This window comes from Streptomyces sp. NBC_00582, assembly GCF_036345155.1.
Taxonomy (GTDB): domain Bacteria; phylum Actinomycetota; class Actinomycetes; order Streptomycetales; family Streptomycetaceae; genus Streptomyces.
This window is the reverse complement of the sequence record NZ_CP107772.1, coordinates 1,458,427-1,484,703: the sequence shown is the minus strand read 5'-3', so window position 1 is coordinate 1,484,703 and position 26,277 is coordinate 1,458,427. Positions and strand designations below refer to the sequence as shown.

At 73.1% G+C, this 26,277-nt stretch carries 20 protein-coding genes; 12 read left to right on the top strand and 8 right to left on the bottom strand.

The window, feature by feature from the left end; genetic code table 11:
• The first annotated feature begins 56 nt into the window (after window positions 1-56).
• Together OG852_RS06060 and OG852_RS50900 are read left to right on the top strand one after the other, a co-directional pair.
• A complete protein-coding gene (locus OG852_RS06060; RefSeq protein ID WP_330347294.1) occupies window positions 57-884 on the top strand; it encodes a hypothetical protein in 828 nt (275 codons plus the stop codon).
• A gap of 59 nt (window positions 885-943) precedes the next feature.
• Complete coding sequence (locus OG852_RS50900) at window positions 944-2,359, top strand: peptidoglycan-binding protein (protein ID WP_443064509.1); 1,416 nt, start codon at window positions 944-946, stop codon at window positions 2,357-2,359.
• Between the two features lie 37 nt (window positions 2,360-2,396).
• Here OG852_RS50900 and OG852_RS06050 read toward each other — a convergent pair whose 3' ends face one another.
• From OG852_RS06050 to OG852_RS06025, 6 genes are all read right to left on the bottom strand, one after another.
• The gene (locus OG852_RS06050) at window positions 2,397-4,727 is read right to left on the bottom strand and encodes a SpoIIE family protein phosphatase (protein ID WP_330351408.1); all 2,331 of its coding nucleotides are present in this window, start codon (window positions 4,725-4,727) and stop codon (window positions 2,397-2,399) included.
• 127 nt (window positions 4,728-4,854) lie between these two features.
• On the bottom strand, window positions 4,855-5,238 hold the full coding sequence (locus tag OG852_RS06045; protein WP_208117287.1) for a hypothetical protein: 384 nt from the start codon (window positions 5,236-5,238) through the stop codon (window positions 4,855-4,857).
• A gap of 315 nt (window positions 5,239-5,553) precedes the next feature.
• Entirely contained in the window at window positions 5,554-6,477 is a 924-nt protein-coding gene (locus OG852_RS06040) for a MurR/RpiR family transcriptional regulator (protein ID WP_133915947.1), read from the bottom strand.
• A gap of 98 nt (window positions 6,478-6,575) precedes the next feature.
• A complete protein-coding gene (locus OG852_RS06035; RefSeq protein ID WP_443064645.1) occupies window positions 6,576-8,243 on the bottom strand; it encodes a phospholipid carrier-dependent glycosyltransferase in 1,668 nt (555 codons plus the stop codon).
• Window positions 8,244-8,336: 93 nt separating this feature from the next.
• Window positions 8,337-10,253, bottom strand: a complete 1,917-nt coding sequence (locus OG852_RS06030) for a phosphatase PAP2 family protein (RefSeq protein WP_330347293.1) — start codon at window positions 10,251-10,253, stop codon at window positions 8,337-8,339.
• A 192-nt stretch (window positions 10,254-10,445) separates the two neighbouring features.
• The gene (locus OG852_RS06025; RefSeq protein WP_330347292.1) at window positions 10,446-11,354 is read right to left on the bottom strand and encodes an N-acetylglucosamine kinase; all 909 of its coding nucleotides are present in this window, start codon (window positions 11,352-11,354) and stop codon (window positions 10,446-10,448) included.
• A 323-nt stretch (window positions 11,355-11,677) separates the two neighbouring features.
• Between OG852_RS06025 and OG852_RS06020 the strand changes: the two genes are divergently transcribed.
• From OG852_RS06020 to OG852_RS05995, 6 genes are all read left to right on the top strand, one after another.
• On the top strand, window positions 11,678-12,811 hold the full coding sequence (locus tag OG852_RS06020) for an ROK family protein (protein WP_330347291.1): 1,134 nt from the start codon (window positions 11,678-11,680) through the stop codon (window positions 12,809-12,811).
• Between the two features lie 274 nt (window positions 12,812-13,085).
• Window positions 13,086-14,414 carry an extracellular solute-binding protein gene (locus tag OG852_RS06015; RefSeq protein WP_133915951.1) on the top strand — a complete coding sequence of 443 codons (1,329 nt, stop codon included), beginning with the start codon at window positions 13,086-13,088 and terminating at the stop codon, window positions 14,412-14,414.
• A gap of 117 nt (window positions 14,415-14,531) precedes the next feature.
• Window positions 14,532-15,443, top strand: a complete 912-nt coding sequence (locus OG852_RS06010; RefSeq protein WP_133915952.1) for a carbohydrate ABC transporter permease — start codon at window positions 14,532-14,534, stop codon at window positions 15,441-15,443.
• Entirely contained in the window at window positions 15,440-16,342 is a 903-nt protein-coding gene (locus tag OG852_RS06005) for a carbohydrate ABC transporter permease (RefSeq protein WP_133915953.1), read from the top strand. Before OG852_RS06010 ends, OG852_RS06005 begins: the two co-directional genes overlap by 4 nt.
• A 2-nt stretch (window positions 16,343-16,344) precedes the next feature.
• Window positions 16,345-18,063: a hypothetical protein gene (locus OG852_RS06000; protein WP_330347290.1), complete on the top strand. Its 1,719-nt coding sequence runs from the start codon at window positions 16,345-16,347 to the stop codon at window positions 18,061-18,063.
• 58 nt (window positions 18,064-18,121) lie between these two features.
• Complete coding sequence (locus OG852_RS05995; protein WP_330347289.1) at window positions 18,122-19,957, top strand: hypothetical protein; 1,836 nt, start codon at window positions 18,122-18,124, stop codon at window positions 19,955-19,957.
• 113 nt (window positions 19,958-20,070) lie between these two features.
• On the opposite strand, the gene OG852_RS05990 is transcribed toward OG852_RS05995, so the two are convergent.
• On the bottom strand, window positions 20,071-20,718 hold the full coding sequence (locus OG852_RS05990) for a nucleoside/nucleotide kinase family protein (protein ID WP_133915956.1): 648 nt from the start codon (window positions 20,716-20,718) through the stop codon (window positions 20,071-20,073).
• 69 nt (window positions 20,719-20,787) lie between these two features.
• On the opposite strand from OG852_RS05990, the gene OG852_RS05985 reads away from it, so the two are divergent.
• The 4 genes from OG852_RS05985 (at window position 20,788) to prcB (ending at window position 25,238) form a co-directional block, all read left to right on the top strand.
• Window positions 20,788-21,183: a YybH family protein gene (locus OG852_RS05985; protein ID WP_133915957.1), complete on the top strand. Its 396-nt coding sequence runs from the start codon at window positions 20,788-20,790 to the stop codon at window positions 21,181-21,183.
• Window positions 21,184-21,219: 36 nt separating this feature from the next.
• Window positions 21,220-21,963: an HAD family hydrolase gene (locus OG852_RS05980; RefSeq protein ID WP_133915958.1), complete on the top strand. Its 744-nt coding sequence runs from the start codon at window positions 21,220-21,222 to the stop codon at window positions 21,961-21,963.
• A complete protein-coding gene (locus tag OG852_RS05975) occupies window positions 21,960-24,302 on the top strand; it encodes a glycoside hydrolase family 65 protein (RefSeq protein WP_133915959.1) in 2,343 nt (780 codons plus the stop codon). Before OG852_RS05980 ends, OG852_RS05975 begins: the two co-directional genes overlap by 4 nt.
• Window positions 24,303-24,380: 78 nt before the next feature.
• A complete protein-coding gene (prcB, locus tag OG852_RS05970) occupies window positions 24,381-25,238 on the top strand; it encodes a proteasome subunit beta (RefSeq protein ID WP_133915960.1) in 858 nt (285 codons plus the stop codon).
• A 66-nt stretch (window positions 25,239-25,304) separates the two neighbouring features.
• Here prcB and OG852_RS05965 read toward each other — a convergent pair whose 3' ends face one another.
• On the bottom strand, window positions 25,305-26,264 hold the full coding sequence (locus OG852_RS05965) for a hypothetical protein (protein WP_133915961.1): 960 nt from the start codon (window positions 26,262-26,264) through the stop codon (window positions 25,305-25,307).
• Window positions 26,265-26,277: the final 13 nt, after the last annotated feature.

Sequence of the window (26,277 nt, the reverse complement as noted above, 5' to 3'; positions counted from 1 at the left end):
ACCTGGCACCCCGGCGTAACCTTTCCGCACCGCCGCCCAGCCCGAGGAGCTTCCCCGTGCCGTCCGCCCGCCCCCGTCTCCTCTACGTCACCGACCTGGCCTACCCGGCCCGCGGACGGCGCTACGGCGACGAGGACGTCCTCCTCACCTCCCGGCTGCGCGCGGACTTCGACCTCGCCCTGTGCCATCCGCTGGACGCGGCAGCCCTCATGGACGCCTTCGACGCCGTGGTCGTCCGCAACAGCGGACCCGTCCTCGGCTACCAGGACGCCTACGAGGCCTTCCGCGAGCGCGCCCTGCGCGACGGCGTCCGGGTCTACAACCCGCTCACCGGGCGCGCCGACATGGCCGGCAAGCAGTACCTCCTGGACCTCGGGGCCGCGGGGTACCCGGTGATCCCCACGGTCGACCGCGCGGAGGACCTGCACCTGCTCCCCGCGGCGGACCGCTACGTCGTCAAGCCCAAGCTGGGCGCCGACTCCCGGGGGCTGGAGATCGTCACGCCGGACCGTCTGCCCGCGCTCGCCGACGACGACGTCCTCGTCCAGCCGTTCGTCGACTTCGCCTACGAGGTCTCCTTCTACTTCGTCGACCAGGACTTCCAGTACGCCCTGTCCGCCCCGGACCCCGGCCGCCGCTGGCAGCTCCAGCCCTACGAACCCACCCCCGCCGACCTGGACTTCGCCCGCCGGTTCATCGACTGGAACACCCTGGCGTACGGCATCCAGCGCGTCGACGCCTGCCGCGCGCCGGGCGGTGAACTGCTCCTCGTCGAACTGGAGGACCTCAACCCCTATCTCTCCCTGGACGCCCTCGACGCCGGCACGCGGGACGCCTTCGTCGCCGCGACCACGCGTTCCCTGCGCCGGTTCCTCACCGGCTGAACCCGTCCGCCCGTCCGCCCGTATCTCTCCGCGGGGGAACGGAACGGAGGGAGACCAGGGTGCCGACACCGGCCGAACCCGGACAGCCGCAGGAGCGCAAGGTCGTGGAGCCCATCCGGGTGCTGCGGCCCCGTAACACCGATGCCCTGGCGGACCTGTTCCGTGAGATGACCGAACTGACCAAGGAGCCCGTCTCCTACGAGTCGATCCCGCTGCAGGGCCTGCCGGGCGGCACCGACGAGCCGGCGACCGAGCAGCTTCCCCCGGTGGGGCACTGGACCGACACCGTCCCCGCGCCCGGCGCCGACGGCACCCGGGCAGACGGGTACGACAGCGCCGGACCGGCGACGGAACCGGTGGTCGGCCAGGACTGGGCGGACGAGCACTCCCCGCGCGAACCCGGGACGAGCGGCGCCCCCGGCACGGACTGGAGCGCCCCCGAGACCCACGAGCCCCCCTCGGGCGGGGACGCCGGAACCGCGGCGGGGTGGGGCGAGCACGCCCGGGCGTCCGCCGCGGGACTGAGCACGGGGCCCCGGGCCGGGTGGGGCGAGCAGACCGACGCGTCCATCGCGGGGCGGGACGCCGGAACCGCGGCGGGGTGGGGCGAACACTCCCGGGCGTCCGCCGCGGGACAGAGCGGGCCCCAGGCCGGGTGGGGCGAGCAGACCGACGCGTCCACCGCGGGGCGGGACGCCGGAACCGCGGCGGGGTGGGGCGAGCACGCCCGGGCGTCCGCCGCGGGACAGAGCGGGCCCCAGGCCGGGTGGGGCGAGCAGACCGACGCGTCCACCGCGGGGCGGAGCGCAGGGCCCGAGGCCGGGTGGGGCGAACACGCCCACGAGCAGGCGCGGGGACACGCCGCCTCCGTGTCGTCGTCGCCGGGGGAGCGGCCCCGGTACGGATCCCGCCCCGGTCGTCCCGCCGGTCGTCCCTACGGGCCCCCTGCGGGGCGTATCGGCGCCGGCCGGGCGGGTGGCCGTGGGGCCGTGCCCCGGGGGGCCGCTCGGCGCCCGGGCGGCGCGCACGCGGAGGCCGCGCCGCTCGGTGCGCGCGACGACGACGGGGCCGGCACGGGGCTGCGCCGGGCCGCCATCACGATCGGCGTGTGCGCCGCGGCGCTCGTCGGCTTCGCGGGCGCCCTCCTGGTGCCGGGCCGCGGCGGGGAGGCGGCCGCGGAGACCGTGCGGCCGCAGCCGAGCGCCACCCAGCCGGAGACCTCCTCGCCGTCCGCCGACCCCGACGGCGCCGGCACGCTGCGGGAGGGCGACAGCGGCGCCGAGGTGACCGATCTCCAGCAGCGGCTGCTGAAGATCCCGGACGTGTACCGCGACGGAGCCACCGACGGCCGTTACACCTCGACCCTCACCGAGGCCGTGGCCCGTTTCCAGCTCTGGTACGGCATCCGCGGCGACGAGGACGGCGTGTACGGCGACGACACCCGGCAGGCGCTGGAGTCACGCACCGGCGGCTGACGCCGGCGGTCGGCGGGGGCGCCGGGCGGGCGGCCGCTCAGTCCCCGGCGTCCCCCGGCACCTGGATGTCCAGCACGCACACGTCGTCCCGCCGCTCCGGCTCCGGCAGCGAACCGAGCAGCCGCGCGAGGGGCACCGGTCCGTCGGGGCCGGGCGCCGACGCGGCGCGGGCGAGCCGCTCCAGACCCCGGTCGATGCTCTCCCCGGGCCGCTCCACCAGCCCGTCGGTGTACAGCACCAGACGGTCACCGGGGGCGAGCCGGCACTCCGCCTCCTCGTAGCGCGGGGTGTCGCGGGCGCCGAGCAGCATGCCGTGCGGGCGCTCGAGATAGCGGGCCTCGCCGGCGCGCAGCAGCAGCGGCGGGGGATGCCCGGCCTGGGCCCACACCAGCCGCCGCCCGCGCGGGCTGTAGCGGGCCAGGACCAGGGTCGCCGTGCCGTGCGGGTCACGGGAGTGCAGCAGCAGCGCGTTGAGCCGGGCGAGCGCCCCGGTCAGCGAGGAGCCGGTGATGACCATGCCCTTGGCGGTGAACCGCAGCAGGGCCATCGAGGCGACGGCGTCCAGGCCGTGCCCGGTGACGTCTCCGACCACGAACAGGGCGTCGCCGTCCGGGAGTTCGATGGCGCTGAACCAGTCGCCGCCCACGTTGAGCCCCGACTGCGCGGGCAGATAGGCGATGTCGACCCGGAGGCCGGCCAGCCGCACGGTCTCCTTCGGCAGCGGCAGCAGCGCGTCCTGGAGCCGGGACGCGACGAGGCGTTCGGCCGACAGCGCGCCCTGCTGGGTGAGCATCGCGCGTTCGCTGGCGAGCAGGGCGAGTTCGGCGCTGCGCTGGGCGCTGACGTCCTGGAGGAAGCCGTGCGCCTCGACGGGGGTGCCCTCGGCGTCCGTCACCGCCTCGGCGACCGCCCGCAGATGACGGACGCCGTCACGGGCGGCGACCCGGAAGGGAACGTCGCACGGCCGCCCCTCGCGCACCAGCTCACCGATGGCCCGGGCCAGCGCGGGCACGTCCTCGGGGACGGCGAGCGAGGGCAGTTGGGTGAGCGGGACCGGCCCGTGGACGGGGTCGCGTTCGAGGAGGGCGAAGACCTGGGCGGACCAGTTGCCCTCGCCGGTGGTCAGGTTCCAGGTGGCCCAGCCGAGCCGGCCCAGCCGCTGCACCTCCGCCAGCCGCTGCTCCTGCCGGTCGGAGGGGTCGTGCCGCACCCAGCTCACCACCAGCCCGTCGCCGAGCCGCGCCACCCGCGCCGAGTAGGTGACCAGTTCACTGACCCCGGCGACGCTCTGCTGCCGCGCGAACGGCTCGCTCTCGTACGGCTCCTCGCCCTCCAGCGCCTTCATGCAGCCCTGCCACAGCGGCTCGTCCGCGGCCGCCGTCGGCCAGCACTCCAGGAAGCGCAGGCCGAGCAGTTCCCGGCCGGTGCGGCCGACGGCGTCGGAGGTCCCGGCGGTCACGGCCTCGATCCGGAAGTCCTCGACGGCACCGGAGGGCCCGCGCACCGGGGCGAGCAGTACCGCGGCGACCGGCAGCCGGTCGAACACGATCTGCACGGCGTCCGCGGCGGCGCCGAGGGCGGGTTCCCGACGGATGCCGAAGGTGCGCAGCGGGCCCGCGCACAACCGGGCGACGGCCAGCAAATGCTCGCGCTCGGCGGGCGGGAACGGAGCCGCGGACGGGCGCAGCACGCCGAGCGCGACCTCGGCGGACTCGCCGGTCGTCACGGGCAGCCAGGCACGCGAGCCCCACTGCCGGGAGGGGTCCCCTATCAGCAGATAGCGCTCGCGGTCCGCCGCCGGGTCCTCCAGCCACCGGGCCTCACCGGCGGCGAGGGCGTCCAGGGCGGCGATCCCGGCGAGGGGCGGCACCCGGCCCCACTGCAGGGCGAGGGTTTCGTCGATCCCGGCGTGCCCGACGAGTTCCAGCCCGCCGGAGGGCAGCCGGGCGTAGAGCATGACCGCGTCGGCGTCGACGTCGACGGCGAGCCGGTCCAGCAGACAGCGGGCGAGGTCCTGCGGGGTGCCGACGCGGACGAGGGCCCGTGCGAGCCGGGCCAGGGCCGAGGAGCCGGCCTCGTCCGGGGGCGGGAGGGGTGTGTCCCGGGCGGCGGTGTCCGCGGCCGGGCGGGGTTCCCCGGGCGTCGGCGGGGTCAGTGAGCCGAGCGTGAGCCAGCACTCCTCGAGCAGGGTCCGCCGGGCGGCCCTGGCCCGTCGCTGCAGCTCCTCCTGGGCCGCGTCCGGGGAGCAGGCGAGTCGCGCCATCACCGCTCCCTTGGCCCGCTCCACCACCGCCGAGGTGGCCGCGAGGTCCTGGAGCCGGTCCATCTCCGCGCGCTGACGTGCCACGACCCGGGTCAGGGCGGCCATGTCGGGCGCCTCGCCGGACCCTGGGGGCAGCGCGGATTCGCTCGTCACGCATCGAGCATGGCACAAACGCGTGGATTCGATCAGGGCCTTGCGTCAACGCCCGGGCCGGGAGCGACGCCCGGGACGGTCAGCGGCCGGCGTGGGACTCGACGAGGGCCTGGGTCACACAGCGCACGCTGCGGGCGATGTGCTGGAGCTGCATGAGCTCGGCGGCGTACAGCTTGATGGTGTGCTCGATGACCGACTCCGGCATCCCCAGCCGGGGCAGGTCGGCGCGCGCGGTCTGCAGGGCGGTGCGGGCCACCCGGATCTCCTGCTGCACCTGGATCGTGGCGTGACGGCCCAGGAGTACGGGCTGACGCAGCATGAGCGGGTAGCTCGCGTACCGCGCCGGCACCAGTTCGCGCAGCCACTTCGCGGCGGAACGCTCCCAGTCGTAGCTGCCGGGCGTCTTGACCTGGCACGGCCAGTCCGGGCTGATGCGCTGCGTCGTCGTCAGAGTCATGGTCATCGCTTCCGGTGTGCGGCGTCGGGACGGGTGGTCCGACGTTGTGTGGGGCGGCCCCGGTCTAGGGGATGACCGGGGCCGCCACGGGCGCTCGCAGGTGCGGCGCCCCGAGCACCCTGGACGCCGACGTGGGTAGGGGACGACGGCTTCGGGTGCCCGTACAGGGGCCCTGCGCGGGCGGGTGCGGCCGTGAGCAGTATTTATATATACCGACGGGTTTGCAAGGCGCATGAAAACATTCATGTGCGATGTGCCCGCAATGATCCCTCTGCGTCTTTTCGGGGAGGGGGGTGCCGGGTTGTCCGCCGGGTCGGCGGATCACTCGCGCAGGAAGAACTGGTGCTGTTCGGCGATCTGCTCGTACTCCTCCAGCCGCGCCTGGGTGCGCTCCGGGCCCGCGTCGGTCATGGCCTGGAGCAGCGCGGCCGCCATCACGCCGGGGGCGGCGTAGGAGTCGAACACCAGCCGGGACCCGGTGCCGCTGGCGAAGGTGACGTCGGCCTCGTCGGCCACCGGGCCGAGCGCCAGGTCGGTGATCAGCGCGACCTTCAGGCCGGCGCTGCGGGCGACCCGCAGGCCCGTCAGCGTCTCCTGCGCGTGCCGGGGCATCGAGAACGCCAGCACCCAGGTCCCGCCCGCCTCCCGGGACTGCAGCAGCGCGTCGTAGGCGACGCTGCCGCCCCGGGTCACCAGCCGGACGTCCGGATGGACCCGGCGGGCCGCGTAGGCGAAGTACTCGGCGAGCGAGGCCGAGATCCTGAGGCCGAGGATGGTCAGCGGCGTCGACTGCGACAGCGCCCGGCCGATCTCGATCACCCGGTCGGGATCGGCGAAGTCGCGCCGCAGGTTCTCCAGGTTCTCGATCTCCGCGTCGACCGCCGCCTGCAGTTCGTTGCTCCGGTTCACCTCGGCCGGGGCGGGCCCGCCGGCCAGGGTGCCCAGCGCGATCGACTGGAGTCTCTCGCGCAGGGCGGGGTAGCCGCTGAACCCGACGGCCGCGGCGAACCGGGTCACCGAGGGCTGGCTGACCCCGACCCGGTCGGCGAGGTCGGTGATCGACAGGAACGCCGCCTCGGTGATGTGCTCGATCAGATACTGGGCGATGCGCCGTTGTCCCGGTGACAGATGGGGCCCGTCGAAGAGGGCCCTGAGCCGTGAGGTCGGGGACACCTCCGCCTCCGGATCCGTCTTGCCCGAGGTGATCGCTGATGCCTGTGCGCGTGCCTGTTGCGGCGATGGCACCGATGCGCCTCCTTTGTCTCCCACGCAGCTCAACATAGCTCACGGAGCGTGCGGGACAGCGTGCCCGAGACCTCGCAGGTCGCACACCCCGTCGGCCCCTACCGCTGGTAAATCGTGATCGAGTGACCGACCTCGTCCACGGCGTGGCTGGAGTCGATCAGCCGGGCGAGCCGCCCCCTGGCCTTGGCCACGGCGGAGTCCGACACGGCCATCACGCCGTGCACCTTCCGCAGCGGCGCGCGCCGTGGATCGGACGCCCGGATGCCGTAGAAGGAGGGCACGCCGCTGCCCTTGTAGACGAGCCAGACCCGCTCGCCCGCGTACCGTCCGTGCAGCCGGCCCGCGAGCCGGCCGAGGTCCTGGCCCCAGTCCGCGTTGGAGTCGTGCAGCCGCAGATGCGTCTTCGCGGGCCCGCCGAACGCCTCGTTGGAGTACGGCAGGTAGTACGGGAACGTCCGCAGGGAGCTGACCGCGACGAACGCCACCAGCGCCCAGGTCACCGCCCGCCGCCCCCGCCACCGGACGGCCAGGACGCAGCCGGCGGCCACCGCCAGGAACATCGGCAGGAACACGGCGTACCGGGTGCCGAAGTTCCGCGCCCCGGTCATCGCCGAGGCGAGCAGGACCGCCGCGGGGACCAGCACGTAGGGCGCCGCGGGCCGCAGCCGTCGTACCGCCACCAGGGCGACCGCCCCCGCCGCCCACAGCGCGAGCATCCCGAGCGGGGTCTTCACCACCAGCGCGACCGGCAGGTAGTACCAGCGCGACCCCGAGTAGACGTGCCCGAACAGGAAGCCCTGCCAGGACTGGTTCTCCAGTCCGAACTGCATCCGCATGCCGTCGCGGTACGCCTCCGGGAAGGGCATCAGCCGGACCAGCAGACCGCGCAGCCCGTGGACGACGGGCACATGTGTCGCCCGCGGGTCCCAGCGCAGTCGGGGGTCCACCACGAGATACGTCAGCCAGACGACCGTCACGGCGGCCGTCGCCACCACGGCCGCCGCCGCCAGGGCCCGGCGCACGTGCCGGAGCCCCACGGACCAGGCGGCGAGGGCCACCAGGACGGGTACGGCGGGCAGCGCGCTCATCCTCGTGGCGAGGGCGGCGCCGAGCGCGGCCCCGGCGAGCGGAAGGCACACCCGGGCCCGTCCGGAGCGGCGGGACCGCCACAGCAGCCAGGCCGAGGTCAGCAGGAAACCGGCCGCCGGGACGTCCAGCGTCGCCAGCGAACCGTGCGCGATCACATCGGGGGAGAAGGCGTACAGGGCGAGCGCGGCCAGGGCGGGGGCGGGCCCGGCGAGATCACGGGCGAAGCCGAACACCACGAGCCCGAACAGGAGCGTCAGGACGATCACGGGCAGTCGTGCCCAGAGCATCAGCCGCCACGGGTCGTTGCCCGACTCGTAGAGGAGATGCCGGCCGGCCGCGGTCTGGTCGCCGGTGACGTGCGGGTCGACGTGCGGGGCGGCGACGGCGACACCGACGGCGACGACGAGTTTGCCCAGGGGCGGGTGCTCGGGGTTGTACCGGATCCGGTGCTCGTGCAGATAGTCGGCGGCCGTGGCCACGTACACCGGCTCGTCGACGGTCGGTGTCTGCTGGACGGCCGTGGTCACCATCGCCGCGGCCATCTGGGCGAGGAGGAGGCCCACGAGCAGCGGCACGAGCCAGGGTCTGCGGCGCACCGGCGCCGAGGGGCGCGGGCGTACCGCCGGCGGTCCCGCGACCGGTCGCGGGACCGTGTCCGTGTGCTGGGTGTGCTTCATCGTGTGCCCCGAGGCGACACCCGCGGGGCGGCGGCGGAAGCGGTGCGCGGCGGCCACGAGGCCACTGTGCACCGGCTCCCGCCGCCAGGGGCGTCACCGCTTCAGGAGTCGTACCGACAGACCGTCCGCCGTGTAGAGAGGTACGGCGCGCAGCGTGGCGGAGTTCAGCTCCACCGCGTCGAACTGGCCGCGCAGCGCGCAGGTGTCGATCACCGGGACGACGTCCCCGGCGCGGGCGGGCTGCCTCTCGTCCAGGCGCAGCGACAGCACCGAGCCCTGGCCCAGGGTCACCCGACCGGACACGGTGAGCGCCGCGCCGTGGCCCCGGCGCAGCGGCAGGTCCAGCGTCGCGCCCTTCGACTGGGTCCAGGCGCCGCGCACCCGCAGCGGCTGCTCGGCGCGGACCGTGCCGCCGGTGAGCCGGACGTCGCCCTGACCCAGTGCGTTCGCGTGGCCCGCGACGAGCGTGCCCTCTTCCACGACCGTGCCGCCGTGGTAGCGGTTGTGGCCGGTCAGGGTGAGGGTGCCGGAGCCGCGCTTGGTCAGGGAGCCGTCGCCCTCGATGTCGTTGCGCCAGGCGTCGGCCGTGTGGAAGCCGCCCTTCGCCGCGTCCAGGGTGACCGTGACGTCGGAGTCGAAGGAGCCGTAGCCGTCGGCGGCGGCGAACAGGTTGAGGCGGCCCCACTGCTCGAAGCCGTCGAGCAGGACGTACCCCGAGGGCAGCGCGGTCGTGCGCAGCACCTCGCGGCGCTGCTCGGCGCTCAGGTAGGGCTGGCGGGTCTCCAGCAGCACCTCGGCGCCCTTGGGCACGGTGAGGGGCTCCTTGCGGCCCTCGCGCTCCAGGACGTACGTCAGGCGCGGCTCGGCGGCACGCCGGTTGGCGTCGCGGTCGGCGTACCGGTCGGAGGCGTCGGAGTGCGCGTAGGCGAACAGCGTGTCGGCCGTCGTCCCGGTCCTGCCGGTGAAGTAGGCGAGGGCCTGGGCGCGGGCGGCGGCCTTCAGGCCGGCGTTGGCCGGGTCGGCGAGGGTGGCCGCGGCGAGCGCGGTGGCCATGACGCGGCCGCCGATGACGTCGACCGTGGAGTGCATGCCGGACATGATCCGGGTGTGGCTGAGCTCCAGGGCGCGGGTCACGAGCTCCTGGAACCGCTCGGGCACGGCGTACGCGAACGCCAGGGACGCCAGGTGGAAGGCGTTGGTGTGGCCGCTCGGGAAGCCGCCGTCGTCGGTCGGGGAGGTGCCGCGCTGGCGCAGCAGCTGCGGGACGACGACCACCTTCGAGTCGTAGACCGGGTAGCCGAGCGCGTCGGTCTTCCCGGTGTCGACGACCTCGCTGTTCTCGTTCATGCGCCACGGGCGCGGGTACTGGAAGGCGTACTTGCCCGGGTTGCCGGAGGCGTAGGGGCCGCGCACGGTGTCGACGAGCTTGGCGACCTGGCCGAGGTCCGAGGTGTACGAGCCGGCGCCGAGCGCGGAGCCGGCCGGAGCGTCGGCGGGCACCGCGTCGCTGATCGTGGTCGCGGGGGTGGTGTCCGGGGCGCTGGTGATCGAGGTGACCGCCTTGGCGCCGGCCTTGTACAGGTCGGCCAGGGGGCCGAGGCCCGCGATCATCGCGTAGCTCTGGTGCTGGCGGTCGTAGACGAACGCCTCCTTGCCCTGGGCCTCCGTGCGGGCGCCGGTGAGCGCGGCGCAGTAGCGCATGTTGGCGCGCAGGACGTCGGGCCGCAGCGGGGTGCCGGTGTTCCAGGCCGCGCCGGTCTTCCACACCTGGGCGAAACCGCCGAGGACCCGCACCACGGCGTTGGTCTCGGGCGTGAGGTTCGCCAGGACGTTCGTCTTGTAGTCGTCGACGAACGGCAGCGGGCTCGTGGCGGCCTTGGCATCGGCCGCGCCCAGCCAGGAGACCAGCGTCGGGGCGGCGACCAGGGCGGCGGAGCCACCGAAGGAGACCTTCAGAAAGCGCCTTCTGTTCACGGCCGAGGGGGCGTTGATCCCGGCGGGTGACGGCATGGGTGTGCCTCTCTTGAGTTCTTCGGCCGTGAGGCCAGAGGGAAGAGGTGCGCTCATGTGCGGCTCGTGGGCCCGATGACGACTCGTGAGCCGGATGACGCGTACGAGCGAAGATCTACGGCCGGGCCGTGTCGCTTCCGCGAGGGCCCGGCGACGTGTACATGTCCTGCCGGTGAACGTGAGGCCCGGGGCTCACAGGAGCGAACGGGCCAGCGCCACCGCGCCCTGGACCGGCGGCACGGTCAGCCGCTGCGGCCGGGCGCCCGGTACAGCGCTTTCCAGCGCGGCGGCGAACGCCTCGTACAGCGTGGGCTGGTGCAGGACCGTGCCGCCCGCCACCACCACGTCGTCGACCGCGAGTCCGCGGGCGGCGAGCCGGGCGACGAGTGCGGCGAGGGCCTCGCCCGCCTCGGCGATCACGGCACGGGCGAGCGCGGAGCCGGCGTCGGCGGCCGCGAAGACCACGGGGGAGTGCCGGCCCCACTCGGCGGAGACGTCGCGGGCGCCCTCCAGGGCCGCGCCGAGCGCGGGCACCTCGGGGACGTCGAACGCGGCGACGAGACCGGCCGCCAGGGCGTCCGGCTCCTCACCGCGGTCATGGGCGGCCCATACGGCACGTGCCGCCTCCCGGACGAGCCCGGCGGCGCCGCCCTCGTCGCCGAGGACCGCGCCCCAGCCGCCCACCTGGACGGGGGTGCCGTCGGGCAGCAGACCCACCGCGACCGAACCGGTGCCGGCGACCAGGCCGGCCCCCTTGGCCAGTCCGGCGGCGGGCACGAGAAGCTCGGCGTCGCCCACGACGTGCGCGGGGACGCCGAGAAGTTCCTGTACGGCGGCGCGGATCTGCGCGCACTGCCGGGGGGTCTCGCAGGCGTGCGCGCCCACGGCGAGCGCGGCGGGGCGAACGCCAGGGGGCAGCGACGCGTGGACCAGGTCGGCCAGCCAGTGAGCGGCGGCGGCGTGGTCGTGCGGCCGCCAGCCGCTGCTGGGCCCGACGTGGTCGGCCACGACGTCCTCACCCGCCACTGCGCGGAGGTGCGTCTTGGTGCCGCCCACGTCGACGCCGACCACCAGGGGGCGCGAAGGGGGAGAGTCCTGCACGGATCCTCTTTCGTCGGTGCGTCGAGCCGCGACGGTGGGCGAAACCGTGACCTGCGGGATTGCTGGTTTCTGGTGAACTAGGGAAGCCCCGGGACGGGCTTCTGACGAGCACGGCAGGCGAGTACCGTGAAGTTCGTTAGGAAGTTAACTAACGAAGTACAGTGCGTCAAGAGAAGTCGCGCACTCGACCACCGCGGCCCCCTTCCGGGCCGTCGCGGGGCGGGGAACGCGCGCCGTCGTCGCATCCTTTCGCCGCAGTCCGCCGAACCGATCGGCCGGGTGCGCGGCCCGGTACCCGTGTGGGGGAAACTGTGGAACACGACGTGGCGGAAGCCCCCCGCCTGACCGAGAGCGCCAGCGCGGTCTTCGCCGTGCTGGCCCAGGCGAGCACGGCCACCCGGCCGCAGCTCGCGAGCCTGGCGGGGCTCTCCAAACCGACGGTCTCCTCCGCCGTGGCGGAACTGGAGAGCGCCCGGCTGGCCGCGCACTCCGGCACCGCCTCCAGCGGCACCGGCCGCTCCGCGGCGGTATACCGGCTCGGTCCCGTCGCCGGTGCCGTCCTGGCGGTCGACCTCGGCCCCGCGCACACCCGCGTCAGGGGCTGCGCCCTGGACGGCACCCTGCTGGCCGAGGCCACCGCCTCCCGCGAGGACGCCGCGGACGCCGTACGCGAGGCGCTCGCCGCGCTGCCCGAGGGTGCGCCGCTGCGCTCCATCGTCGTCGCCGTCGGCGACGTCACCGCCCGCGACCGGCAGGGCAGCGGGATGCGCCCCGCCACCGCCAAGGCCGGACCGGTCTTCGACGCCATGGCCGTGGCCCTGCCCCCGGGCGTCCCCGTCCACCTGGAGAACAACGTCAACTGCGCCGCCCTCGCCGAGCTGCACGAGGGGGCCGCGCGCGGCCGGCACACCTTCGGCTATCTGCGGATCGGTGTCGGCATCGGCCTGGGCATCGTCGTCGGCGGCCAGGTGCTGCGCGGCTCGAACGGCGCCGCCGGTGAGCTCGCCCGACTGCCCTACCCCTGGGACGACGGCCGGGAGCCCCGCCGGGAGGCCCTGGAGGAGTACATCGGCGCCCGCTCGCTGCTGCGCCGGGCCAGGGAGGCCTGGGCGGAGCGGGACGGGCCGTGCCCGCGCACCACCGAGCGGCTCTTCGTCCTCGCCGGACAGGGCCGGGCCAGCGCCCGTGCCGCCGTGGACCGCCACGCCGCCGACGTGGGCCGGCTGGCCGCCGCCGTGACGGCCGTACTGGACCCGGGCCTGATCGTGCTGGGGGGCAGCACCGGCGCCGATCCGGGCCTGCTGCCGGGTGTCCGGGCGGAGCTGAACCGGCTGAGCTGGCCCACCGAGGTGGTGAGCAGTACGGTCGGCGACTCCGGCACCGTCGCCGGTGCCGCGAGACTCGCGGTCGCCCGGGGAGTCCAAACCGTGACCCAGGCCGCGCGGCCCAAGGATTGACGGCCTCGGACTCGGTCTGCCAATGTCCGGACAAGCGCTTTCTAAGCCGGTCGGGACATCGGCTTGGGGAAGAGCGTCCCGCCGGTACACGAAGATGTACGGCAGCCATGTGAGGGCGTGCTCACGAGGCGGCGGCCCAGGAGGCCGGGGAACGCACCCACAGGGAAGACGCGGCCGGGCGAGGCCGCACCCCCCGGAAAGCAAATTCTGCACAAGGCACCCGTGCCGCTCGGTCGGCGCCGTGCTCCGTCTCGTACGACGAAAAGGGATCGAAATGACCACTGTGGGTGTGCGGCGCTCCCGCCGTCTCGGCCGCGGCGGCATGCGCCGCCTGGTTCCCCTCGCTGCCGTGGCCTCGGCAGGTGCCCTGCTGCTCACCGCCTGCGGAGGCGGATCCGAATCGGGCGGCAACTCCAAGTCGCTGACGTTCTGGATCTCCACGGTTCCGGGGCAGGACGCGGGCTGGAAGAAGCTGGTGGCGCAGTACAAGAAGGACGAGGGCGTCAACGTCAAGCTCGTCAACATCCCCTACGACGGGTACACGACGAAGCTGCACAACGCCGCGCAGGCGAACTCCCTGCCCGACGTCGCGGCCGTGCCGGCGCTGGACCCGATCTGGTCGAGCAAGCTGATCGACCTCAGCTCCATCGCGAACAACAAGAGCAACAACATCAACGCCAACTTCCTGGCGAAGGACTCGTCCGGGAAGGTGCTGTCCATCCCCTCGGACGTCACCGCGTCCGGCCTGTTCATCAACAAGACCCTGTTCGAGAAGGCCGGCGTCTCCTTCCCGACCTCGCCCGACAAGACGTGGACCTGGACCGACTTCATCGCGGCGGCGAACAAGGTCCGCGAGAAGACCAAGGCCAAGTACTCCCTGACCTTCGACCAGTCGCCGTCCCGGCTCCGCGCCATGGTGTACGAGATGGGCGGCAAGTACGTCCACGCGGACTCCTCCGGCAAGTTCTCGGTGGACGCGGCGACCAAGAAGGCCGTGAACACCTTCGTCGGATGGAACGACGACAAGACCATGCCGAAGTCGGTGTGGACGAGCGGCGCCGACCCGTCGGCCATGTTCCAGAGCGGTGACGTGGTCGCCTACTGGTCCGGCGTGTGGCAGGTCGCCTCCTTCGCGGACAGCATCAAGAAGTTCGAGTGGGCGAGCGTCCCGACCCCCGCCCAGCCGGTGCAGGCCAGCGACGTCAACAGCGGCGGCATGACGGTGGGCTTCAACAACAACAGCGAGGGCGCCACCGCCGCGAAGAAGTTCCTGTCCTGGCTGTACGAGCCGGCCCACTACAAGACGCTCTGTGAGGCGTCCGGCTTCCTGCCCGTCGAGAGCGGTCTGAACCCGGAGTACCCCTTCACGTCCGAGGCGGCGCAGGCGGCGTTCAAGCTGTACAACGAGGAGATCCCGCTGTACGCCCCGATCTCCGGCTACTTCAACACCGCGCAGACGAACTGGGTGCTGAAGGGCAAGAGCCTCACCGAGGACCCGACCAAGACGGAGCTCGGCAAGGCGATCAACGGTCAGCAGTCGGCCGACAAGGCCCTGGAGAACATCGTGGCCGGCTACAACCAGCAGGTCGGCGGCGCATCGTAGGCCACAGGGCCGGGCGGCGGGGTCTCGGCACCGCCGCCCGGCCCCGGCCGCCCAGGTGAGGCCGGGCTCACGGCGTGGGCCCACAGGAATCCATTCCACCAGCACGGAGTCAGGAAGATGACAAAACGCGCCTCGGACGTGTCCGCGAGCCCGCCCAGGAGACGCAGTAAGTACACCCTTGCGCCGCTTGTCCTCATCGCGGCCAATGTCGTGCTCTTCGCGCTGTTCTTCGTCTGGCCGGCGGTGATCGGGCTCGTCTACTCGTTCACGAACTACACGGGTGTGGGCACGTTCCAGTTCATCGGACTGGACAACTACCACAACCTGTTCGGGGACTCCACGTTCTACGACGCGCTCACCCGGACCCTGCTGTACGCCGTGCTCTTCGTGCCGCTGAACTTCGTGGTCTCGCTGCTCGCCGCCAACCTGGTCGTGAGCAAGCACGCGAAGGGCGGGTCGGTCGCCCGCGTCATCTTCTTCATCCCGTGGCTGCTGTCGCCCATCGTCGTGGGTGTCCTGTGGCGGTGGATGTTCGGTGAGAACTTCGGACTGGTCAACTACGTCATCGAGAAGTTCGGCGGAGGCGCCGTTCCGTGGCAGTCGAACGCGGACCTCTCGCTGCTCGTGGTGGTGATGGCGGCCGCCTGGGCCTGGACGGGTTTCACGATGCTGCTGTTCATCGCGGCGATCAAGAACGTACCGGTGTCGTACTACGAGGCCGCCTCGCTCGACGGCGCCGGCCCCTGGCGCCAGTTCTTCAGCATCACCCTGCCGAGCATCGCGCCCACCTCGTTCATCGTCATCCTGCTCAACACGATCAACGCGATGAAGGAGTACCCGGTGTTCGTCGCCCTCAACAACGGCGGACCCGGCACGTCGAACAACCTGCTCGTCCAGTACATCTACGAGACCGGCTTCAAACGGGGCCAGATCGGCTACGCGAGCGCCGCGTCCTTCGTGCTCATGCTCATCCTGATGGCCGTCGCGATCATCCAGCTGATCGCCAACCGGCGGTTGGAGAACCGATGACCACCACAGACATCCCGCGCCCGGCCGACGTCGGCTCCGGACGGAGAGTCTCCAAGAAGCGGCCCCGCAAGACGGCCACCGGTGGGCTCCGGCAGGCGGTGTCCGCGACGACACTGCTGTGGATCATGGCGTGTCTGTACGGGTTCCCGGTGCTGTGGTTCATCCTCAGCTCCCTCAAGCCGGCCAGCGACCTGTTCTCCTATCCGCTGACACTGATTCCGCACAACCCCACCCTGTCGGGTTTCGAGGCGGCGTGGGACAGTGCCAACTTCTCCCAGTACTTCATCAACACGGCCCTCGTGTGCGTGATCACGACGATCCTCACGGTGGGAGTCAGCTGCTGCACGGGGTACGCGCTGGCCAAGTACGACAACAAGTGGCTCAAGGTCTTCTTCATCTGCATCCTGGCCACCACGATGCTGCCGTCCGAGGTCATGCTCGCCCCCGAGTTCCTGGTGGTCCGCAACCTCGGCCTCTACAACTCGTTCGCCGGCATCATCCTCCCGGCCGTGCTCACCGCGACCGGCTGCTTCATGTTCCGCCAGTTCTTCCTGACGGTGCCCGACGAACTCGTGGAAGCCGCACGCATCGACGGCGCCAAGGAGCTGTCGATCTTCCTGCGGATCATGGTGCCGCTCTCCCGGCCCATCATGCTGACGCTCGCCATCCTGTCCTTCCAGTGGCGCTGGAACGACTACATCTGGCCGCTGCTGATGCTCAACGACCCCAACAAGTTCACCGTGCAGATCGGCATCCAGTCCATCGTCGGCGCGCAGAACATCAACTGGTCGGTCCTGCTCGGCGCCTCGGTCATCTCCATGATCCCGCTGATCGCCGTCTTCCTGGTCTTCCAGCGCTACGTCATGGGCGCCGACATCAACGCCGGACTGAAGGACTGACCTTGCCCACCCCGCTCGACCACGGGTTCGTCCGTGCGGCGGCCCGCGCCGCCGACCGGACGGCGGTCCCCCTGGCGGCCGCCCCCGACGAGGACCCCGCCGGTGCGACCCACCGCGTGCTGGCCCGCCGGGTGAAGACCCTGGTCGCGGCTTACCGCTCCCCGGACTCGGCCCTGCACGGCAGCGGGCGGGCCGTCGCCGCCGCGACGACCCACCTGCGCGCCCTGCGGGCCGCGCAGACACCCACCGGCCTGTTCGCCGGCGGCGACAACGTGCAGTCACCGCCGGACTCCGCGTTCACCGTCAACGACGTGTGCGACGCGCACGTCCTCGCCGCCGGCGCGGGCCCGGAACTGCACCACGTCACCGCCGCGCTCGCCGAGATCGCCGACGCCGCCACCGGCAGTCTCCTGACCGGTGGGGTGCACACCCCGAACCACCGCTGGGAGCTGTGCGCGGCGCTGGCCCGGCTGCACCGGTCGTTCCCCGACGACCGGCTGCCCGACCGTGTCGAGGAGTGGCTCTCCGAGGGCGTCGACATCGACGCGGAGGGCCTGTACTCGGAACGCAGCCCCCTTTACGCGGCCCACGTCTCCAACCCCTCGCTGCTCCTGCTGGCCGACGTGCTCGGCCGCGCCGACCTGCGGGACGCCGTCGAACACAACCTCGAAACCACCCTGGACCTCCTCAGGCCGGACGGCACGGTGGAGACCGTCCACTCGCGACGGCAGGACCAGCACCGCCCGTTCCCGCTGGCGCCCTACCTGCCGCACTACCGGCTGTGCGCGGTCCGCACCGGCCGGGGCGACTTCAGCCGGGCGGCGCGGCTCGCGGCCGCCGGGGGCGTCGACGACCCCGACCTGCTCGCCCAGAGCCTCCTCACCCCGGATCTGGCACGCGTCCTGCCGGCACCGGCCGCGGAGACGCTGCCCCGCGCCCGGTACCTCACCACCGCGCGCCTCGCCGCACGCGCCTCGGCCACCGCGCACACGGTGGTGTACGGCGGCTCGGACGTGCCCGAGCACCGGCGCATCCGCTCCGGCCTCGCCCGCAATCCCACCTTCCTGCGTCTGTTCGCCGGCGACGCCGTCCTCGACGCCGTCCGTCTCTCGCGGGGCTTCTTCGACCTGGGCCCGTTCCGCGCCGCCGACATGCAGCGGCTCGCCGCCCACCGGTACCGGCTCACCGAAACCCTCACGGCCGCCTACTACCAGCCGCTGCCACCGGACCGGCGGCACGGCGACGGCGCCTACCGGATGACGGACGAGGGACGCTTCTCGGCCGCGATGAGCTTCCCGGACCGGCCTCGGGACGAGGTCTCGCACACGACCCATGTCGAGGTCGACCTGCGGGAGGACGGCGCCGACCTGCGGATCGACATCGGCGGACCACGGGTGCCCTGGGCCCTCGAACTGACCTTCCGGCCGGGTGGCGAGCCGGAGGGCGCCGTACCGATCGGCGACGGGCGCTGGTGCCTGACGACCGGGCCGATGACCTACCGGGTCGGTGACCACGCGATCCGGGTCGAGGCCGGCGTCGAGGCGGGCGAACCGCCGGCCGGGCCGGACCGGAGCGACGTACTGCGCTACGACCCGGGGCAGGACCACACCGTGGTGGGCGGCACCGACGCGACGACCGGCAACCGTGTCTACCTCGGCGGACACGGCCCGCACACCCTTACCGTCGCACTGCGTGCCCACCGGCCCGCACCCGTCGTGTGACGCCGACGACTCCGACGACCCACGCCATGGCCATCCCAGGCATGAAGGGCTGAACCCCGTGCACCTCCTCCACCAGCGCGCCCCGCTGCACGACCTCCCGGACACCCCGGAGGCGTACGACGCCGTCCTCGCCGACGTCGTCGAGCAGGCCCTGGCCCGGCTCACGCCGGAGGGCAACCTCGAACACCCCGACTGTGTCGACGACATCGGCGACACCTCCCTCGGCATCACCTCGCTGCTGGCCCTCGCCTGGCAGCGCGGCAAGGACCCGCGGCTGCCGGAGGCGGTCCGCCGCAGCCTCGCCTTCCATCTGCGCGAGCGGGTGTACCGGGACGACAACCCCGGCTACCCCAACCTCACGGTCCGCGACTGCGCGCTGCCCTACGCCCGCTACGTCCTGGCGGCGGGCGCCCACCCCGTCGGCGACTGGCCGAGCACCGCGTGGGCGCTGCTCCAGGCCGTGAACCTCCTCGACACGGCGGACGGCCTCGTGGCCGACGACCAGCGAGCGGAGCTTGTGGAAGTGGCGCGCGGCTACTGGAGCTGGCTGACCGAGGCCACCTTCTTCAACCCACAGGAGGCCGGCAACCAGGCCATCGGCTGTGTGGTGGGCGGCCTGATGCTGGCCCGGCACCTCGCACCCGAGGAAGGTGAGCGGGTCCGCGCGCGGGCCCTCGCCCTGTACGACGGGAAGATCCGCGCCCACCGGGTCGCCGACCGGGGTGCCCTGCTGCCCCCCGAGCACGGCGGCGCCTACGACAACAACTACGGCCCGATCTCCCTCTCCTTCCTCGCCCAGGCCCACCGGGTCAGCGGCGAGGAGGTCTTCGCCGAGGACGGCGACGCCCTCGCCCGCTACATCGACGCCCGCCTCACCAACGGCGGCTTCGACAACGGCGGTCCCCGCTACAGCGAGCAGCACTCCGCCTTCGAGTCGGTGCTCGGCCTGCGCTACTTCGGTGCCCGTATCGGCTCCGACCTGGGCCGCTACCGGGGCGACAGCCGCTGGGCCCGGCACGCGGTCAAGCCGGACGGCGGGGTCGACGGCCACTTCGCGTGGATGCTGGTCTGGCAGATCCAGGACACCACCCCCTGGCACCGGGTGCCGTCCACCGGGGCTTCCCGGCACCAGCTCCGGGCCGGTACGGTCTCCGTCGCCTTCGACGACCGGATGACCCCGGCGGTGATCGAGGCCGGCGGCACCTATCTGCTGCCCGCCGCCGTGAACCGGCAGCACGGCTTCGGACCCGTCACCGACGGCTTTCTGCTGTGCCGCCCCATGGGGGAGGTCCGCGTCCGCGACGTCCACGCCGACGGACTGACCGCCAAGCTGGTCACCAAGCCGGTCGTCGGCCGCGACCACGTCCTGCGCCATGTGCGCTCGCTGTACGTCACCGACGGCACCACGCTGTGGACGACCGTCGCCGTGGAACGCCTCGACGGCACCCCGTACCTGCTGGCCGGCCTGCCGTACGCCGAGGACGACGGCGACCGGGTCCGGCGCACGGCCCACGCGCCCGTCGCCTCGGCGGGTACTTTGCGCCTCACCCACCCGGAGGCCACGGGCCCCGACCAGTTCGACACCCGCGCCGAGGTCACCCAGGAACAGGCCGCCTTCGCCCTCGCCGAGGACCCGCGCGGCTACGGCAACCCGGACACGGGCTGGGCCCACCTCGTGCGGTCGAGCGCCCTGGAGGCCGGGCCGGTCGACGACGCCCCGGACGACCTGCATGTCTTCGCGGTGCGATACGGCACCGAGGAGCCGTCCGCGGTGTCCGTGGCGTGGACCGAGGAGGGGCTGACCGTGACCACGGACGCCTTCACCGCCGTCCTCGGACCGGACGACGCGCACGCCGAGCCGACGCTGACCCTACGGGCGGCCGCCATCCCCTGACGGCCGCCCGCGGCGGACGGGCGGCCGGGCGCGGCGCGCACGGGCGCTCCGGGACGCCCACGCTCCCGAAGCTGACGCTCACGCTCCCGAAGCTGACGCCCACGCTCCCGAAGCTAACGCGGGCCGCTGACGCTCGAGGCGACCAGCAGATCGGCGCGTTCCCGGGTGGCCGCCACCAGTTCGGCGTTGCGCTGGTCGCTGCGCATCACCCACGCCACCGCCTCCTCGTGCCCCTTGCCGAACTCCTCGTGCCGCGCGATCAGCCGGCGGACCCGGTCCTCCTCGTCCGTCTCGACGAACCACACCTCGTCCAGCTCGGCCCGCACGCGGGCCCACGCCCCCGTGCCGAGCAGGAGGTAGTTCCCCTCGGTGACGACCAGACGGGCGGCCGGCTCCACCGCTATCGCCCCCGCGATCGGCTGCTCCAGCACCCGCTCGAAACCCGGCGCGTAGACCACGTCGCCGGTGTCCTCCTTCAGCCGCCGCAGCAGCGCCGCGTACCCGGCCGCGTCGAAGGTGTCCGGCGCGCCCTTGCGGTCACGGCGCCCCAGCCGCTCCAGCTCCACGTCGGCGAGGTGGAAGCCGTCCATCGGGACCTGCGCCGCCCACGGCTCGCCGCCCGCGTTCAGTTCCCGCACCAGACGCTCGGCGAGGGTCGTCTTGCCGGAGCCGGGACTGCCGGCGATACCGAGGAGCGCGCGCGACCGGCCGGCCCCCGCGAGGGAACGGGCCCGGTGCAGCAGATCGTCGAAAGTGAGCACACAGCAGAGTGTCGCAGTCTCCTGGAAGGAGACCCACAGAGATCGACAGGGAGGGAAAGGAGGGCGACCGTGTCCGACGACGAGGCACAGATCCGCGCCCTGATCACCCGCTGGGCCGACGCCGTCCACCGCGGGGACCTCGACACCGTCCTCGCCGGCCACGCCGAGGACCTCGTCATGTACGACGTACCGGCACCGCACGAGGGCATCCGCGGCCTGGCCGCCTACCGCGCCTGCTGGCCGCCGTTCTTCGCCTGGCAGGCCCAGGGCGCCCGCTTCGACGTCGACACCCTCGACGTCACGGCGGGGCACGACGTCGCCTACGCCCACGCCCTGCTGCGCTGCGGCACACCCCAGGAGCTCGCCGAGAGCCCCACCCTGCGACTGCGCCTCACCTTCGGCCTGCGCAAGGAGCACGGCCGCTGGCTGATCGCGCACGAACACCACTCCTTCCCGCACGACTGACGTTGGGCGGGCCGTTCCCGGGGAACCGGACCCTGTATGACGACGACGCTCGGCCTCCCCGAAGCCATCCAGGCCTGCCTCTTCGACCTCGACGGGGTCGTCACCCGGACGGCCGTGGTGCACGCGGCCGCCTGGAAGGACACCTTCGACGCCTTCCTGCGGTCCCGCGAGGGCGACGGGTTCCGGCCGTTCGACGCGGGCGAGGACTACGACCGGTACGTGGACGGCCGCCCGCGCGCCGACGGCGTGCGCACCTTCCTCGCCTCCCGGGACATCCGGCTGCCCGAGGGCGGTCCCGACGACCCGCCCGACGCCCCCACCGTCCACGGCCTCGGCAACCGCAAGAACGAACTCCTCCTGGAGAGGATCCGCACCGAGGGCGTCCAGCCCTACGAGGGCACCCTGCGCTACATCGAGGCGGCCCGCGCGCGGGGACTGCGCACGGCCGTCGTCTCCTCCAGCGCCAACACCAAGGACGTCCTGCACTCCATCGGCGCCGAGCACCTCTTCGACACCCGCGTCGACGGGGTCGTGGCGGCCGAGCGGGGGCTCCCGGGCAAGCCGCGCCCGGACACCTTCCTCGCCGCCGCCCGCGATCTCGGCGTCACCCCGGCGCGGGCGGCCGTCTTCGAGGACGCGCTGGCCGGGATGGACGCAGGGCGGGCGGGGAACTTCGGGTACGTCGTGGGCGTTGACCGCGTCGGACAGACCGACGCGCTGTACGCGCACGGCGCCGACGTCGTCGTCGAGGACCTCGCCGAGCTGGGAGGACGCGCGTGATCACGCACCGTTCGTACACCGTGGAACCGTGGAGCGTGCGCGAGACGGCGCTGAGTCTCGACGTCCTCGCGCAGAGCGAGTCGGTCTTCGCCCTGTCCAACGGCCACGTCGGCTGGCGCGGCAACCTCGACGAGGGCGAACCGCACGGCCTGCCCGGCTCCTACCTCAACGGCGTCCACGAACTGCACCCCCTGCCCTACGCGGAGGCGGGCTACGGCTACCCGGAGTCCGGGCAGACCGTCATCAACGTCACCAACGGCAAGGTGCTGCGGCTGCTCGTCGACGACGAGCCGTTCGACCTGCGCTACGGCCGCCTCGTCGCCCACGAGCGGGTGCTGGACCTGCGCCGCGGCGTCCTGGAGCGCAGCTGCGAGTGGACCTCCCCGGCCGGCACCACGGTCCGGGTGCGCTCGACCCGGCTGGTCTCCCTCACCCAGCGGGCCGTCGCCGCCGTCGCCTACGAGGTGGAGGCCGTCGGCTCCCGCTCCCGGGTGGTGATCCAGTCCGAGCTCGTCGCCAACGAGAGCCTGCCCGACCCGAACGGCGACCCGCGCGCCGCCCGCGCCCTGAAGTCGCCTCTGGAGCCCGAGGAGGACGTCGCCGTCGGCAACCGGCTGCGTCTGGTGCACCGGACGAAGCGCAGCGGGCTGCGGGTGGCCGTCGCCGCCGACCACACCGTCACCGGGCCCGAGCGGACCACGACGAGCAGCGAGAGCAACGTGGACGTGGCCCGGCTGACCGTCACCTCCGTGCTGGAGCCCGGCGAGAAGCTGCGCGTGGAGAAGCTCGTCGCGCACGGCTGGTCCGGCGCCCGCTCCCGGCCCGCGATGAGCGACCAGGTCGAGGCCGCCCTCGCCGCCGCCGGACACAGCGGCTGGCAGGGCCTCCTCGACGAGCAGAAGGAGTGCCTCGACGACTTCTGGGCCCGCGCGGACGTCGAGGTCGACGGCGACGAGGAGATCCAGCAGGCCGTCCGCTTCGCCCTCTTCCACGTGCTCCAGGCGGGCGCCCGCGCCGAGCAGCGCGCCATCCCCGCCAAGGGCCTGACCGGCTCCGGCTACGACGGACACGCCTTCTGGGACACCGAGACGTTCGTGCTGCCCCTGCTCACCTACACCGCGCCCGGCGCCGTCGCCGAGGCCCTGCGCTGGCGGCAGAACACCCTGCCCGCCGCCCGGGAGCGGGCCGCCCAGCTCGGCCTGAGCGGCGCCGCGTTCCCCTGGCGGACCATCGAGGGCTCCGAGGGCTCCGCGTACTGGCCGGCCGGCACCGCCGCGTTCCACGTCAACGCCGACATCGCCGACGCCGTCGTGCGCTATGTCGCGGCCACGGGCGACATCGAATTCGAACGGTCCACGGGGGTCGAGCTGCTGGTGGAGACCGCCCGGCTGTGGCGCTCGCTCGGCCACCACGACACCCACGGCACCTTCCACATCGACGGTGTCACCGGCCCCGACGAGTACAGCGCGGTCGCTGACGACAACACGTACACCAACCTGATGGCCCGCGCTAACCTCCTCGCCGCCGCCGACGCGATCGAGCGCCACCCCGAGGAGGCCGCCCGGCTCGGGGTGGACGAGGAGGAGAGCGCCGCCTGGCGGGACGCGGCCGAGGCGGTGCACCTGCCCTTCAACCACGAGCTCGGCGTCCACGAACAGCACGCCGGCTTCACCCGCTACCAGCACTGGGACTTCGCCGGCACCCGCCCCGACCAGTACCCGCTCCTGCTGCACTTCCCGTACTTCGACCTCTACCGCAAGCAGGTCGTCAAACAGGCCGACCTGGTTCTCGCGATGTACACCTGCGGCGGCCACTTCGACGACGAACAGCTCGCCCGCAACTTCGCCTACTACGAGTCCCTGACCGTCCGCGACTCCTCCCTGTCCGCGTGCTGCCAGGCCGTCATCGCCGCACAGGCCGGCCATCTGCGCCTCGCCTACGACTACACGGCCGAGGCCGCCCTGATGGACCTGGCCGACCTGGAGGACAACACCCGCGACGGGCTGCACATCGCCTCCCTCGCCGGGACCTGGACGGCCCTGGTCGCGGGCTTCGGCGGGCTGCGCCGCGACGGCACCAGCCTGCGCTTCGCGCCCCGTCTGCCGGAGCGGTTCAGCCGGCTCGCCTTCAGCGTCCAGCTCCTCGGCAGCCGACTGCGCGTGGAGATCGGCCCGGAGAAGGCGACGTACACCCTCCTGTCCGGCGGCCCCCTGACGATTCGCCACCACGGCACACCGCTCACCGTGAACGGGGACGGCCCGGTGGTGCGCGCGGTGCCGCCCCTGACGATCCGCCAGGAGCCGGCCCAGCCGCCGCACCGGGCACCGAAGAGCCGTTGAGCAGTACACGTGTTTCCCGGCCGCCGTGCCCAGGTAGGTAGGGGATGTCGGTGACGGCGACGGGCGAGGGGGAGCGGCATGGCGGCGGAGCGAGGACACGAGGGCCGGCTGGGTGAGGAGTTCTTCACGCCGGGGGGCTCGTCCTTCACCGAGTTCCTGGCGGCGCACCGTCCCGGACTGCTCCCCACCCGCCCGCCGTTCCCCGACGGCGTACGCGCCGCCCCCGACGCGTTCCCGCACGGCACCACCGTCCTCGCCCTCTCCTACCGCGACGGCGTCCTGATCGCGGGCGACCGCCGCGCCACCATGGGCAACCTGATCGCCCAGCGCGACCTGGAGAAGGTGCACCCGGCCGACGACCACACCGCCGTCGCCTTCGCCGGCACCGTCGGGCTCGCCCTGGACATGGTGAAGCTGTACCAGGTCGAGCTCACCCACTTCGAGAAGGTCGAGGGCGTCGCGATGACCCTCGGCGCGAAGGCCCGCCGCCTCGCCACGATGATCCGGCAGAACCTCGGCCAGGCCATGCAGGGCCTCGCCGTCGTCCCCCTCCTCGCGGGCTACGACTTCTCCGCACCCGAGGGCGCCAGGGGCCGTATCTTCAGCTTCGACGTGGCCGGCGGGCTCTACGAGAAGGCCCCCTTCCACGCCGAGGGCTCGGGCTCCCCGTACGCCAGGGGAGCCCTGAAGAAGCTGTTCCGGCCGGACATGACCCGCCGCGAGGCGGCCCTCACGGCACTCCAGGCCCTCTACGACGCGGCGGACGACGACTCGGCCACCGGCGGCCCGGACATCAACCGCCGCATCTTCCCGATCGTCTCCCTCATCACGGAGGAAGGCTTCGAACGTCTCCCGGAGGACGAGACGGAGACTCTGACCCGAGAGATGGTCGCCCACCGAACCCACCGCCCCGACGGCCCGCATGCGACACCGTGACAGGTGGCGCCCCTCGAGGGGCGCGGGGAACCGCGCGACCAGCCCCACACCACCCGCACCCCGTACTCAGGACCGAACGACCCACTCCTTGCGCCACCGCGTGATCTGCTGCTCGGGATCCCCCGTATAGGACCACGGCGTCCGCGTGGCCCGCCGCCCGAGCACCCGCAGCAACGGCGAGGCCACATCCCCCACGTCGGCCCAACAGGCCGCATGGGCAAGGTAGTTGAAGTCCCGCAGCTCACCGGGCGCCACGACCGTGTCCGGCCGCCCGGTGATCCACCGCTCCCACGTGCGCCGCACGTCGCTGACCGCCCCGTCGTTGTTCCAGTGCTGCGCGAGACCCACCCGGGCCGGTCGGCCCTGGGTGGTGTCGACGGCGTACCGGTACTCCTCGACCCGGGCGTACTGCACCAGGACCGGCAGCGGACAGCCCGGCGGCGCCACCCCGGCCGCGTCGCGGGCGAAGTCGTACATCAGCCCGTGCGACCCGTGCCAGCGGGCGGAGTAGTAGTGCAGCACCTGGAGGTGTCCCTCCATGCTGTACGGGTCGCGCCGGTGCAACTCGTCCCACCAGCGCGCCAGTTCCTGCCGGCGCACCCCGGACGGGTAGAGCCGGGCCACCGAGATCAGCGAGACCCACGGGGTGGGATCGGCCGGGTACGCCTCGGCCGCCGACAGACACGCCAGCACCGCCGCGTCGATCCGCTGCTGGTCGATCGCCACCCCCCGGCCCGCGGAGATGGCCAGGTTGAACGCCCGTGCGGTCTCCGTGGCCGCCCGCAGCACGAGCGCGTCCGCGCTCTGCGGCTCGGCGGCCAGCCAGGTCTCCACCGTCGAACTGCCCGCGCAGACCTGCGCCAGCAGCCGCACCCGGTGGCCTCGGGCGAGCCAGTCCGGGCCGGTCGTGCGCAGCAGTTCCCGCAGCCCCTGCCAGCGGCCGATGACGATGTCGTGCCGGGCGGAGGAGAGGGACACGTCCCCGCAGTCGGGGTCGAACTCGGGAGTGAAGCGGTCGCGCGCCATCGGCCTCGATCTC

What these genes read in the sequence shown, in the direction of transcription:
- OG852_RS06050 (WP_330351408.1), bottom strand. Translation starts at nt 4,727, where the DNA reads ATGGCCGCCCTGACCCGGGTCGTGGCACGTCAGCGCGCGGAGATGGAC.
- OG852_RS06045 (WP_208117287.1), bottom strand. Translation starts at nt 5,238, where the DNA reads ATGACCATGACTCTGACGACGACGCAGCGCATCAGCCCGGACTGGCCG.
- OG852_RS06035 (WP_443064645.1), bottom strand. Translation starts at nt 8,243, where the DNA reads ATGAAGCACACCCAGCACACGGACACGGTCCCGCGACCGGTCGCGGGA.
- OG852_RS06030 (WP_330347293.1), bottom strand. Translation starts at nt 10,253, where the DNA reads ATGCCGTCACCCGCCGGGATCAACGCCCCCTCGGCCGTGAACAGAAGG.
- OG852_RS06015 (WP_133915951.1), top strand. Translation starts at nt 13,086, where the DNA reads ATGACCACTGTGGGTGTGCGGCGCTCCCGCCGTCTCGGCCGCGGCGGC.
- OG852_RS06010 (WP_133915952.1), top strand. Translation starts at nt 14,532, where the DNA reads ATGACAAAACGCGCCTCGGACGTGTCCGCGAGCCCGCCCAGGAGACGC.
- OG852_RS06005 (WP_133915953.1), top strand. Translation starts at nt 15,440, where the DNA reads ATGACCACCACAGACATCCCGCGCCCGGCCGACGTCGGCTCCGGACGG.
- OG852_RS05980 (WP_133915958.1), top strand. Translation starts at nt 21,220, where the DNA reads ATGACGACGACGCTCGGCCTCCCCGAAGCCATCCAGGCCTGCCTCTTC.
- prcB (WP_133915960.1), top strand. Translation starts at nt 24,381, where the DNA reads ATGGCGGCGGAGCGAGGACACGAGGGCCGGCTGGGTGAGGAGTTCTTC.
- OG852_RS05965 (WP_133915961.1), bottom strand. Translation starts at nt 26,264, where the DNA reads ATGGCGCGCGACCGCTTCACTCCCGAGTTCGACCCCGACTGCGGGGAC.